Below are 12,543 nucleotides of genomic sequence, written 5' to 3'. Positions count from 1 at the left end.
ACGAGAAGGTGGCAGCACCTAAGAGGGGCCGGAGCGCGAGTGCCCAGAGCAAGCCAGGGCGCTCGCTGGCCCTCATCCTGATCGCCATCGTGGCGCTCACCGGAGGCATGTTCCTCTCCGGGAACACCACCCCGCGTCTCGGCATCGACCTCGCCGGTGGTACGAGCATCACGCTCAAGGCGAAGGCCGACCAGGGGTCCGCGGTCAACAAGGCCAACATGGACACCGCGGTCGACATCATGAACCGCCGCGTCAACGGCCTCGGCGTCTCCGAGGCGGAGGTGCAGACCCAGGGGAACGACAACATCATCGTCAACATCCCCAAGGGCACCAACTCCAAGGAGGCCCAGCAGCAGGTCGGCACCACGGCCAAGCTGTACTTCCGCCCGGTCCTGGCCAGCGAGCCCAGCGGCACCGCCACGTCGAGCCCCTCGCCGAGCGCATCCTCCAGCGGCAGCTCCTCGCCGAAGCCGGGCGCGAGCGCGAGCCCCTCCGCGAGCACCTCCTCGAAGGAGAAGGCCTCGGGCTCCTCCTCCGGGTCCCCCACGGCCACGGCGACCTCCCAGGGCCGCGCCGTCACCGACGCGCTGAAGGCCGGCTCCACCCCCTCGCCGAGCACCTCCGGCTCCGGCAGCGCCAAGCCGTCGGCCACCCCCTCGGCCTCCGCCGGCGGCGCAAGCGCAGACGCCGCCAAGCTCCGGGCCCAGTACGCCGCCCTGGACTGCACCAAGCCCGCCGAGCGGGCCAAGGTCGGAGGCGCCGCCAAGCCCGGCGACCCCACCGTGGCCTGCGGCCAGATCCGCGGCTCCTGGTACAAGTACGTGCTCGGCCCCGCCGCCGTCGACGGCACCGAGGTGAAGAAGGCGCAGGCCGTCTTCGACACCCAGGGCGCCTCCGGCTGGCAGGTCCAGATGACCTTCAGCTCGAGCGGTTCCAAGAAGTTCGCGGACATCACCGGCCAGCTCGCCAAGAACCAGCAGCCGCAGAACGAGTTCGGCATCGTCCTCGACGGCGAGGTCGTCTCCAGCCCGTACGTGCAGAACGCCATCACCGGCGGCCAGGCGGAGATCTCCGGCAGCTTCACCCAGCAGGACGCCCAGAGCCTCGCCAACATGCTGTCGTACGGCGCGCTGCCGCTGTCCTTCCAGGAGCAGTCCGTCACCACCGTCACCGCCGCACTCGGCGGTGAGCAGCTGCACGCCGGTCTGCTCGCCGGCGCGATCGGTCTCGCCCTGGTCGTGCTCTACCTGGTGGTCTACTACCGCGGCCTGTCGCTCGTCGCCATGGCCTCGCTGCTGGTCTCTGCGATCCTGACCTACGTGATCATGTCGCTGCTCGGCCCGGCCATCGGCTTCGCACTGAACCTGCCCGCCGTCTGTGGTGCCATCGTCGCGATCGGTATCACAGCGGACTCGTTCATCGTGTACTTCGAACGCATCCGGGACGAGATCCGCGAGGGCCGCACGCTGCGCCCCGCCGTCGAGCGGGCCTGGCCGCGCGCCCGGCGCACCATCCTCGTCTCCGACTTCGTGTCGTTCCTCGCCGCCGCCGTCCTGTTCATCGTCACCGTCGGCAAGGTGCAGGGCTTCGCGTTCACGCTCGGCCTGACCACCGTGCTGGACGTCGTCGTGGTCTTCCTGTTCACCAAGCCGCTGATGACGCTCCTCGCGCGCCGCCCGTTCTTCGCGAACGGCCACAAGTGGTCCGGCCTCGACCCGAAGAGCCTGGGTGCCAAGGCGCCGCTGCGCCGTACCCGCCGTCCCGCCGGTCCCGCCGCCGGCCCTGTCGACCCGAAGGAGGCGTGAGCGATGTCGAAACTCGGCAACCTCGGCGCCCGGCTGCACCGCGGCGAGATCAGCTACGACTTCGTCGGCAAGCGCAAGATCTGGTACGGCGTCTCCATCCTGATCACCATCACGGCCATCGTCGGCCTGGCGGTGCGCGGGCTGAACATGAGCATCGACTTCCAGGGCGGCGCGGTCTTCACGACGCCGACCAAGATGAGCGCGTCGGTCACCCAGGCGGAGACGTACGCGCATGACGCCTCCGGCCAGGAAGCGGTCGTGCAGAAGCTCGGCAACGGCAGCCTGCGCATCCAGATCGCCGGCATCGACACCAACAAGGCCGACCAGATCAAGCAGAAGCTGGCCGACGACCTGAAGATCAACCCCGACAAGCTCGCCGCCGACCTGGTCGGTCCGAGCTGGGGCCAGCAGATCGCCGACAAGGCCTGGGAGGGCCTGGCGATCTTCATGGTGCTCGTCGTGATCTACCTGGCCATCGCCTTCGAGTGGCGCATGGCCATCGCGGCCCTGGTCGCGCTGATCCACGACATCACCATCACGACCGGTATCTACGCCCTCGTCGGCTTCGAGGTCTCGCCCGGTACGGTCATCGGTCTGCTGACCATCCTCGGTTACTCGCTCTACGACACGGTCGTCGTCTTCGACAGCCTCAAGGAGCAGACGAAGGACATCACCAAGCAGACCCGCTTCACCTACAGCGAGATCGCCAACCGGTCGATCAACGGCACCCTGGTCCGCTCCATCAACACCACGGTCGTCGCGCTGCTGCCGGTCGCCGGTCTGCTGTTCATCGGTGGCGGCTTCCTCGGTGCCGGCACGCTGAACGACATCTCCCTGTCGCTGTTCGTCGGCCTCGCGGCCGGTGCGTACTCCTCGATCTTCATCGCCACGCCGCTCGTCGCCGACCTCAAGGAGCGCGAGCCCGCGATGAAGGCCCTCACCAAGCGGGTCCTGGCCAAGCGCGCCCAGGCCGCCGCCGAGGACGAGCTGGCGGCCGACCGTGCCGGGGACGTGGACGACAGCTCCGACGACACCGCCGCCGCCGTCGTGGGCCCGCGCAACCAGCCCGCGTCCCGCAGCCGTGGCCGCGGCGGCCGACCTTCCGGGAAGCGCCGATGACCGAGCTGGCAGACATCACCGGGCTGCTGCTCAGCCGTATCCGTGACGTGGCCGACTATCCCGAGCCCGGGGTGATGTTCAAGGACATCACCCCGCTCCTCGCGGACCCGGCCGCCTTCACGGCGCTCACCGACGCGCTCGCCGGGATCGCGACCAACACCGGCGCGACCAAGGTCGTGGGCCTCGAGGCCCGGGGCTTCATCCTCGGCGCCCCGGTCGCCGTCCGCGCGGACCTCGGCTTCATCCCGGTCCGCAAGGCGGGCAAGCTCCCCGGAGCGACGCTGCGCCAGGCCTACGACCTGGAGTACGGCTCGGCCGAGATCGAGGTGCACGCCGAGGACCTGACCTCCGCCGACCGCGTCCTGATCGTCGACGACGTGCTGGCGACGGGCGGTACGGCCGAGGCCGCGATCCACCTCATCCAGCGCGCCGGGGCCCAGGTCTCGGGCCTGGCGGTCCTCATGGAGCTGGGCTTCCTCGGCGGCCGCGCCCGCCTGGAGCCGGCCCTCGCGGGGGCCCCGCTGGAGGCGCTGCTTCAGGTCTGACCCACCCTGCGATTCTTGTCGTACGGCCGTCCCGGCACCGCGCCGGGGCGGCCGTACGCATGCGGGCGGGCGCCCGCGCGACCATGTTCAGGACACCCTCCGCACGCCCCCCGCACACCGCCAATCCATCTCCCGGAATCCGGCCGTGGCCTCATGCGTTGCACAGGCAGACGGTCCTGACAGCGGACTGAAGGCGATGACCAGCCGCAGGATCGCTACCATGGGATCTCCGGAGCCTGACCGGGGGACCCGGATCGCGCACGAGGAGCCCTCTTGCCAGACGAGGCCCAGCCACTGACCGCCGCCAAGCCCGAGCCCGCCTCGGCGCCCGCGGCCAAGCCCGCGCCGAACACGTCCGACGCGAAGAACGACACTCGCGGGCCGATCGAGCACGCCCAGTCGGCGCCCGTCGAGAAGGCTGCCGAGGCCTCCCGTCCCAAGCCCGCCCCCGCGGAGCGCCCGGTGCAACCGCCCGTGGTGCGCCAGCCGGTCGGCCAGCCCACGCGCACCGGCTCCTCAAACCGCGTCCGCGCCCGCCTGGCCCGCCTCGGCGTCCAGCGCGCCAACCCCTACAACCCGGTCCTGGAGCCCCTGCTGCGGATAGTGCGCAGCAACGACCCCAAGATCGAGAACGCCACGCTGCGCCAGATCGAGCGTGCCTACCAGGTCGCCGAGCGCTGGCACCGCGGCCAGAAGCGCAAGAGCGGCGATCCGTACATCACGCATCCGCTCGCCGTGACGACCATCCTCGCCGAGCTGGGCATGGATCCCGCCACGCTCATGGCGGGCCTGCTGCACGACACCGTCGAGGACACCGAGTACGGCCTCGAGGACCTGCGCCGCGACTTCGGCGACGTGGTCGCCCTGCTCGTCGACGGCGTGACCAAGCTGGACAAGGTCAAGTTCGGCGAGGCCGCGCAGGCCGAGACCGTGCGCAAGATGGTCGTCGCGATGGCCAAGGACCCGCGCGTCCTGGTCATCAAGCTCGCCGACCGCCTGCACAACATGCGCACCATGCGCTACCTCAAGCGCGAGAAGCAGGAGAAGAAGGCGCGCGAGACCCTCGAGATCTACGCGCCGCTCGCCCACCGCCTCGGCATGAACACCATCAAGTGGGAGCTGGAGGACCTCGCGTTCGCGATCCTCTACCCCAAGATGTACGACGAGATCGTACGACTGGTGGCCGAAAGGGCGCCCAAGCGTGACGAGTACCTGGCCATAGTGACCGACGAGGTCCAGGCCGATCTGCGGGCCGCCCGCATCAAGGCGACCGTCACCGGCCGCCCTAAGCACTACTACAGCGTCTACCAGAAGATGATCGTCCGCGGCCGTGACTTCGCGGAGATCTACGACCTGGTGGGCATCCGCGTCCTCGTCGACACGGTCCGTGACTGCTATGCCGCCCTCGGCACCGTGCACGCGCGATGGAATCCGGTTCCGGGCCGGTTCAAGGACTACATCGCGATGCCCAAGTTCAACATGTACCAGTCGCTGCACACGACGGTCATCGGGCCCAACGGCAAGCCGGTCGAACTGCAGATCCGCACCTTCGACATGCACCGTCGCGCCGAGTACGGCATCGCCGCGCACTGGAAGTACAAGCAGGAGGCCGTCGCCGGTGCCTCCAAGGTGCGCACGGACGTGCCCAAGGCCTCCGGCAAGGACAAGGACGCCATCAACGACATGGCGTGGCTGCGGCAGTTGCTGGACTGGCAGAAGGAGACCGAGGACCCCGGCGAGTTCCTGGAGTCCCTGCGCTTCGACCTGTCCCGCAACGAGGTCTTCGTCTTCACCCCCAAGGGCGACGTGATAGCGCTGCCCGCGGGTGCCACACCCGTGGACTTCGCGTACGCCGTCCACACCGAGGTCGGCCACCGCACGATAGGGGCGCGGGTCAACGGCCGGCTCGTACCGCTCGAATCCACCCTGGACAACGGCGACCTGGTCGAGGTCTTCACCTCCAAGGCGGCCGGCGCCGGGCCGTCCAGGGACTGGCTGGGCTTCGTCAAGTCGCCGCGCGCCCGCAACAAGATCCGGGCCTGGTTCTCCAAGGAGCGCCGGGACGAGGCCATCGAGCAGGGCAAGGACGCCATCGTCCGGGCCATGCGCAAGCAGAACCTGCCGATCCAGCGCATCCTCACCGGCGACTCCCTCGTCACCCTCGCGCACGAGATGCGGTACTCGGACATCTCCGCGCTGTACGCGGCGATCGGCGAGGGTCATGTCTCCGCGCAGAACATCGTGCAGAAGCTGGTCCAGGCCCTCGGCGGCGAGGAGGCGGCCACCGAGGAGATCGACGAGGCGGTCCCGCCGTCGCGCACCCGTGGCCGCAAGCGCCGCTCCAGCGCCGACCCCGGCGTCGTGGTCAAGGGCGTCGAGGACGTGTGGGTCAAGCTGGCCCGCTGCTGTACACCGGTGCCCGGCGACCCGATCATCGGGTTCGTCACGCGCGGCAGCGGCGTATCGGTTCACCGCAGCGACTGCGTCAACGTCGACTCACTGTCCCGCGAGCCGGAGCGGATCCTCGACGTCGAGTGGGCGCCGACCCAGTCCTCGGTCTTCCTGGTCGCCATCCAGGTCGAGGCCCTGGACCGCTCCCGCCTGTTGTCGGACGTCACCCGCGTCCTGTCCGACCAGCACGTCAACATCCTCTCCGCGGCCGTGCAGACCTCCCGCGACCGGGTCGCCACCTCCCGGTTCACCTTCGAGATGGGCGACCCCAAGCACCTCGGCCATGTCCTGAAGGCCGTACGGGGCGTGGAGGGCGTGTACGACGTGTACCGCGTGACGTCGGGACGCTCCCGGTCGTAGCGCCGAGCGTGCAGCGCCGACCGCCGCATGCGAAAGGGCCCCGTACGCGCGTACGGGGCCCTTTCGCAGCAAGTCGGGGAAACCCTAGCCGCCGAACTCCTGCAGGCCCTTGAGGGCCTGGTCCAGGAGCGCCTGGCGGCCCTCCAGTTCGCGCTCCAGCTTGTCGGCCTTGGAGCTGTTGCCCTGGCCGCGGGCCTGGTCGATCTGCGCCCTCAGCTTGTCCACGGCGGCCTGGAGCTGACCGGTCAGACCCTCGGCACGCGCGCGTGCCTCCGGGTTCGTCCGGCGCCATTCGGCCTCCTCGGCCTCCTGGATCGCCCGCTCGACGGCGTGCATCCGGCCCTCGACCTTCGGCCGAGCGTCCCGCGGGACGTGGCCGATGGCCTCCCAGCGCTCGTTGACCGAGCGGAAGGCGGCCCGGGCGGCCTTGAGGTCCGTGACCGGGAGGATCTTCTCGGCCTCCTCGGCCAGTTCCTCCTTCAGCTTGAGGTTCTCGGACTGCTCCGCGTCCCGCTCGGCGAACACCGAGCTGCGGGCGGCGAAGAACACGTCCTGGGCGCCGCGGAAGCGGTTCCACAGGTCGTCCTCGTGCTCGCGCTGGGCACGGCCCGCGGCCTTCCACTCCGCCATCAGCTCGCGGTAGCGGGCCGCCGTCGGACCCCAGTCCGTCGATGCCGACAGCGCCTCGGCCTCGGCGACCAGCCGCTCCTTGGTCCTGCGGGCCTCTTCGCGCTGCGCGTCCAGCTGCGCGAAGTGCGCCTTGCGGCGCTTGGAGAACGCAGACCGCGCGTGTGAGAAGCGATGCCACAGCTCGTCGTCGGACTTGCGGTCCAGCCGCGGCAGGCCCTTCCAGGTGTCCACCAGCGACCGCAGGCGCTCACCGGCGGCCCGCCACTGGTCGGACTGCGCCAGCTGCTCCGCCTCGGTGACCAGGTCCTCCTTGGCCTTGCGGGCCTCGTCGGACTGCTTGGCCCGCTGCTGCTTACGCTCCTCACGGCGCGCATCGACGGCCTGTACGAGCTTGTCCAGCCGCTCGCGCAGCACCGCCAGGTCACCGACCGCATGGTGCGCGTCCACCTGCTCACGCAGGTGGTCGATCGCGGCCTGGGCGTCCTTCGCCGACAGGTCGGTGGTCTGTACTCGCTTCTCGAGGAGGCCGATCTCGACAACCAGGCCCTCGTACTTGCGCTCGAAGTAGGCAAGCGCCTCCTCAGGGGAGCCGGCCGCCCAGGATCCGACGACCTGCTCGCCGTCGGCCGTACGCACGTACACGGTCCCCGTCTCGTCGACGCGGCCCCACGGGTCGCTGCTCACAGCGCCTCCTCCACATGATGCCTGCGGGGAGCCTCGCGCCCCCGGGCATCGTCCACAGTTTCGTCACGGCCAACATAGGCGACCGGCAGGCGGCCTGTCCGCATCCAGCGCGACCGAAATTCCGCAGTTGGCCGTCTTGGTCTTCAGGATTGCGTCAGGACTTCGTCACCGTCGCCTTGTTGATCACGACGGTCGCATTCGGCGGGGTGTTGCCCGAGGTCGGGTCGGCCGCCTGCGCACCGGCGGCGGCGATCTTCGTCAGCACCTTCATGCCCGCCTCGGAGATGGTGCCGAACGGGGTGTACTGGGGCGGCAGCGGGCTGTCCTTGTAGACGAGGAAGAACTGGCTGCCGCCGGTGTGCTTCTGGCCGGTGTTGGCCATCGCCACCGTGCCCGCCGGGTAGGTGTTCTTCTTGAGGCTCTTGTCCTTCAGGTTCTCGTCCGGGAGCGTGTAGCCCGGTCCGCCCATGCCGGTGCCCTGCGGGTCGCCGCACTGGAGCACGTAGATACCGCTGGTGACCAGGCGGTGGCACTTCGTGTGGTCGAAGAACCCCTGGCCCGCCAGGAAGTTGAACGAGTTCACCGTGTGCGGCGCCGCCGCCGTCTTGAGCGCGACGTCGATGTCACCGCACGTCGTCGCGAGCTTCATGGTGTAGTTCGCCGACGTGTCGATCGTCATTGCCGGCTCCTTCTTCCAGCTCAGCTTCTTCACCGAGCCGGCCGCGGGCTTCGCGCACGGGTCGGGGGCCTTGCTGGTCGGTGAGGCGCTGGGCGTGACGTCGGAGGCGGTGTTCTTCTTGTCGTTGCCGCCGTTCTTCATTACCCCGGTCGTGTACAGCGCGACGCTGCCGATCACGACCACGCCCAGTACCGACGCGATGACGGAGTTGCGCAGGCGGGCCTTGCGCCGCGCCTCGGTGCGCCGCTGCTGCTGCCGCAAGAACTTCTCCCGGGCGAGCTGACGCCGCCGCTGCTCCTGGCTGACCACCGGGTTCTCTCCTCATGCGTGTCGTGTGTCGACCGGTACGCGTGCGTGCTCGTGAGCCGACCGCTGCGTGTAGCCCCGTACCGTATATGGGTTCGCTGAGGAAACGGCAGCGCCGGTAGGCTCTGACTGCGGCCGACGTCGCCGGCAAGCCTTTCGCGAGCCGTCTGCAAGCCGTACCCAATCGACACAACGAAGGACGATCGTGCTCATTGCCGGGTTCCCTGCCGGGGCCTGGGGGACGAACTGTTATCTCGTCGCCCCTGCCCCCGGTGAGGAGTGCGTGATCATCGACCCGGGCCACCAGGCCGCCGTAGGCGTCGAGGAAGCACTGAAGAAGCATCGGCTCAAGCCCGTCGCCGTCGTCCTCACTCACGGCCACATCGATCACGTGGCCTCGGTCGTCCCGGTCTGCGGGGCCCACGACGTACCGGCCTGGATCCACCCCGAGGACCGGTACATGATGAGCGACCCCGACAAGGCGCTCGGCCGGTCCATCGGCATGCCGTTGATGGGCGAGCTGACCGTAGGGGAGCCGGACGACGTCCGCGAGCTGACGAACGGCACCACCCTCGATCTGGCCGGCCTGGAGTTCACCGTCGCGCACGCGCCGGGCCATACCAAGGGGTCGGTGACCTTCCGGATGCCCGAGAGCGCCGACATCCCGTCGGTGTTCTTCTCGGGGGATCTGCTGTTCGCCGGCTCCATCGGACGCACCGACCTTCCGGGCGGATCCATGCCGGACATGCTCGAGTCGCTGGCCCGCGTGTGCCTGCCGCTCGACGACTCCACCGTGGTGCTGTCCGGCCACGGCCCCCAGACGACCATCGGCCAGGAGCGCGCCACCAACCCGTACCTTCGGCAGGTGGCGGCGGGCCAGGGAACGGACATGAATACCGCTCCCCGACGAGGAATGTGACGAGAGAGCTTTCCGTGAGTACCTTCCAGGCCCCCAAGGGCACGTATGACCTGATCCCGCCGGACTCCGCCCAGTACCTGGCCGTCCGCGAGGCCATCGCCGCCCCGCTGCGCACCTCGGGCTACGGCTACATCGAGACGCCCGGATTCGAGAACGTCGAACTCTTCGCGCGCGGTGTCGGCGAGTCCACCGACATCGTCACCAAGGAGATGTACGCCTTCGAGACCAAGGGCGGCGACAGGCTCGCCCTGCGTCCCGAGGGCACGGCGTCCGTACTGCGCGCGGCCCTCGAGGCCAACCTGCACAAGTCGGGCAACCTCCCGGTCAAGCTCTGGTACTCCGGCTCGTACTACCGCTACGAGCGCCCCCAGAAGGGCCGTTACCGGCACTTCTCCCAGGTCGGCGCCGAGGCGATCGGCGCCGAGGACCCGGCGCTGGACGCGGAGCTGATCATCCTCGCCGACCAGGCGTACCGCTCGCTGGGCCTCAGCGACTTCCGCATCCTGCTCAACAGCCTGGGCGACAAGGAGTGCCGTCCGGTGTACAGGGCCGCGCTGCAGGACTTCCTGCGCGGCCTGGACCTGGACGAGGACACCCTGCACCGCGCGCAGATCAACCCGCTGCGCGTCCTCGACGACAAGCGCGAGTCGGTCCAGAAGCAGCTCACGGGCGCCCCGCTGCTGCGCGACTACCTGTGCGACGCCTGCAAGGCGTACCACGAGGAGGTCCGCGAACTGCTCACCGAGGCGGGCGTCTCCTTCGAGGACGACCCGAAGCTGGTGCGCGGCCTCGACTACTACACCCGCACCACCTTCGAGTTCGTGCACGACGGTCTGGGTTCGCAGTCCGCGGTGGGCGGCGGAGGCCGCTACGACGGTCTGTCCGAGATGATCGGCGGCCCGGCGCTGCCCTCGGTCGGCTGGGCCCTGGGCGTCGACCGCACGGTCCTCGCGCTGGAGGCGGAGGGCGTGGAGCTGGACCTGCCGTCCACGACGTCGGTCTATGCCGTCCCGCTCGGCGAGGAGGCCCGCCGTCTGCTGTTCGCGAAGGTCACCGAGCTGCGCAAGGCCGGCATCTCGGCGGACTTCTCCTACGGCGGCAAGGGCCTGAAGGGCGCCATGAAGAACGCCAACCGCAGTGGCGCCCGCTACACGCTCGTGGCCGGCGAACGCGACCTCGCCGACGGCGTCGTCCAGCTGAAGGACATGGAGTCGGGCGAGCAGACGGCGATCGCCGTGGACGAGATCCTGCCCGAACTGCGGTCCCGGCTCGGCTAGTCGAGACGCGCGAGAGGAAGGGCGCCGGAGCCTGCGGCGGCATACGATGCCGCCGCGTGGCCGGCGCCCTTCCCACTTCACTGCTCCAGCGACCCGTACCGCAGGGCGCTGGTGACGGCCGTGGTCCGGTCATCCTGCCCGGCTTGCCGAAGATGCACGGCGGAGGGGTCTTCACCGCCGACGCGTTGATGAACGGCGGCGGCCGATCTCCGTGTTCGTACAGCCTTCGGCCGGTTCGCGCCGGGGAGGTCCTGCAGCGGGTGGCCCGCCGCGCCCGCCGCCACGGCCCGCAGGATGTCCCGGTCCCTCTCGTACGCCGTCGGGACGATCACGCGGCACGGGCCCCCGGGCTGGGTCAGCCTTGCGATCGAGTCCATGCCTGAGCCGCCGGGCACGTCCAGGCCCATCGGCACGATGTCCGGGCGCGGTTCCGCCGCTGGCGCTCAGGCCTGAGGTGTCACCGGCGGCGCCGGTCGCCGGAGAGGGGCCGAAGAGGGGCCGAAGAGGGGCCGAAGAGGGGCCCGAGAGGGACGTGATGCGGCTGTCCGCCTTCACGGTCGGCCCGACCGGGCGGGGAGGACCTCCTTCGGGTCGCGCCGGCGCGGGTGGTGGGCGGGCGAGGTGGCGCGCCGTCCCGTAGACCGTCAACCCGGCGGGCGCCGATTCGTCCCGCCGGACGATTCCCAACCGGGACCTCCACGCGCGCGTGCCCGCCGCCGGACCCATACCGAGGACGGACACCTGGCCCCGTCCCGGCACCGGTTGCCCCGGAGGATCTCCGCCGTGGTGCCCTTGCCCGCTTCGTCCGGCCCGAGCAGGCAGGACACCCCACCGCGCCGGATACCGGGACCGAGGCAGTCCACCGCGGTGCCGCCCCCGCAGCGCTTGCGCAGTCCCCGGACGCCCGTCGCGCGTTCGTTCGCGTGTGCTGTCATGTCCCCCGAGCTTCGGCCGGAACCGAGCGGCCCGTGACCACCGTGCGTACCTCCTTATGTCCTTCGAACGGTGGACACATATGCGCGTGCGGCACAATGACCCGTGCCCGAAGATGGTCCAACTCTCAAGCGACGGAATCGGCGGATGAGCAAGACGACAGTCACAGACGTCCCCACGGAGCCCGGGCCCGAGCCTGCCGCCGACGCACCCCGCACGGTGGGCGGCAGCCGCGCCTTCGCCCTGCTGCTGGCGATCACCGGTGCGGCCGGACTGCTGGCGGCCTGGGTCATCACGATCGACAAGAACAAGATCCTCGAGGCGAAGGCCGTCGGGAAGACCTTCACGCCGGGCTGCAGCGTCAACCCGATCGTGTCCTGCGGCAGCGTCATGGAGAGCAAGCAGGCGGCCGTCTTCGGCTTCCCGAACCCCATGCTCGGCCTGGTCTGCTACGGCATCGTCATCTGCGTCGGCATGAGCCTGCTGACCCGCGCCCGCTTCCCGCGCTGGTACTGGCTGACCTTCAACTTCGGCACGCTCTTCGGTGTCTGCTTCGTCACCTGGCTGCAGTTCCAGTCCCTGTACCGGATCAACGCGCTGTGCCTGTGGTGCTCGCTGGCCTGGGTCGCGACGATCACCATGTTCTGGTACGTGACCTCGTTCAACGTCCGCAACGACTTCCTGCCGGCCCCGCGGTGGCTCAAGTCGTTCTTCTCCGAGTTCACCTGGGTCGTCCCGGTCACGCACTGCGGCATCATCGCCATGCTGATCCTCACCCGCTGGGGCAGCCAGCTCTGGGCCTAGCCGGCCGGATCCTCTCTCCCGGAAGGCCCCG

At 69.7% G+C, this 12,543-nt stretch carries 9 protein-coding genes; 7 read left to right on the top strand and 2 right to left on the bottom strand.

What is annotated here, in order from left to right; genetic code table 11:
- Nucleotides 1-8 precede the first annotated feature (8 nt).
- The 4 genes from secD (at nt 9) to relA (ending at nt 6,280) form a co-directional block, all read left to right on the top strand.
- On the top strand, nt 9-1,805 hold the full coding sequence (gene secD, locus GQF42_RS10160; protein ID WP_199273043.1) for a protein translocase subunit SecD: 1,797 nt from the start codon (nt 9-11) through the stop codon (nt 1,803-1,805).
- 3 nt (nt 1,806-1,808) lie between these two features.
- On the top strand, nt 1,809-2,924 hold the full coding sequence (secF, locus tag GQF42_RS10155) for a protein translocase subunit SecF (RefSeq protein ID WP_158919313.1): 1,116 nt from the start codon (nt 1,809-1,811) through the stop codon (nt 2,922-2,924).
- A complete protein-coding gene (locus GQF42_RS10150) occupies nt 2,921-3,469 on the top strand; it encodes an adenine phosphoribosyltransferase (RefSeq protein ID WP_158919312.1) in 549 nt (182 codons plus the stop codon). The genes secF and GQF42_RS10150 overlap by 4 nt, the downstream gene beginning before the upstream one ends.
- A 273-nt stretch (nt 3,470-3,742) precedes the next feature.
- On the top strand, nt 3,743-6,280 hold the full coding sequence (gene relA, locus GQF42_RS10140) for a GTP pyrophosphokinase (RefSeq protein WP_158919311.1): 2,538 nt from the start codon (nt 3,743-3,745) through the stop codon (nt 6,278-6,280).
- A gap of 84 nt (nt 6,281-6,364) precedes the next feature.
- Here relA and GQF42_RS10135 read toward each other — a convergent pair whose 3' ends face one another.
- Both GQF42_RS10135 and GQF42_RS10130 read right to left on the bottom strand, forming a co-directional pair.
- Entirely contained in the window at nt 6,365-7,594 is a 1,230-nt protein-coding gene (locus GQF42_RS10135; protein ID WP_158919310.1) for a DUF349 domain-containing protein, read from the bottom strand.
- Between the two features lie 154 nt (nt 7,595-7,748).
- Complete coding sequence (locus GQF42_RS10130; protein ID WP_158919309.1) at nt 7,749-8,582, bottom strand: peptidylprolyl isomerase; 834 nt, start codon at nt 8,580-8,582, stop codon at nt 7,749-7,751.
- 202 nt (nt 8,583-8,784) lie between these two features.
- Between GQF42_RS10130 and GQF42_RS10125 the strand changes: the two genes are divergently transcribed.
- The 3 genes from GQF42_RS10125 to GQF42_RS10115 all read left to right on the top strand — a co-directional run bounded on the left by GQF42_RS10125 (nt 8,785) and on the right by GQF42_RS10115 (nt 12,512).
- Nucleotides 8,785-9,498: an MBL fold metallo-hydrolase gene (locus tag GQF42_RS10125; RefSeq protein ID WP_158919308.1), complete on the top strand. Its 714-nt coding sequence runs from the start codon at nt 8,785-8,787 to the stop codon at nt 9,496-9,498.
- A 14-nt stretch (nt 9,499-9,512) separates the two neighbouring features.
- Nucleotides 9,513-10,775, top strand: coding sequence for a histidine--tRNA ligase (gene hisS / locus GQF42_RS10120; RefSeq protein WP_158919307.1), 1,263 nt, complete (start codon nt 9,513-9,515; stop codon nt 10,773-10,775).
- 1,080 nt (nt 10,776-11,855) lie between these two features.
- Nucleotides 11,856-12,512, top strand: a complete 657-nt coding sequence (locus GQF42_RS10115; RefSeq protein ID WP_158919306.1) for a vitamin K epoxide reductase family protein — start codon at nt 11,856-11,858, stop codon at nt 12,510-12,512.
- The last annotated feature ends 31 nt before the right edge of the window (nt 12,513-12,543 follow it).

The sequence above is a fragment of the Streptomyces broussonetiae genome, from assembly GCF_009796285.1.
Lineage (GTDB): Bacteria > Actinomycetota > Actinomycetes > Streptomycetales > Streptomycetaceae > Streptomyces > Streptomyces broussonetiae.
Note: the sequence above shows the minus strand (reverse complement) of the source record. Positions and strands in the feature narration are given on the sequence as shown.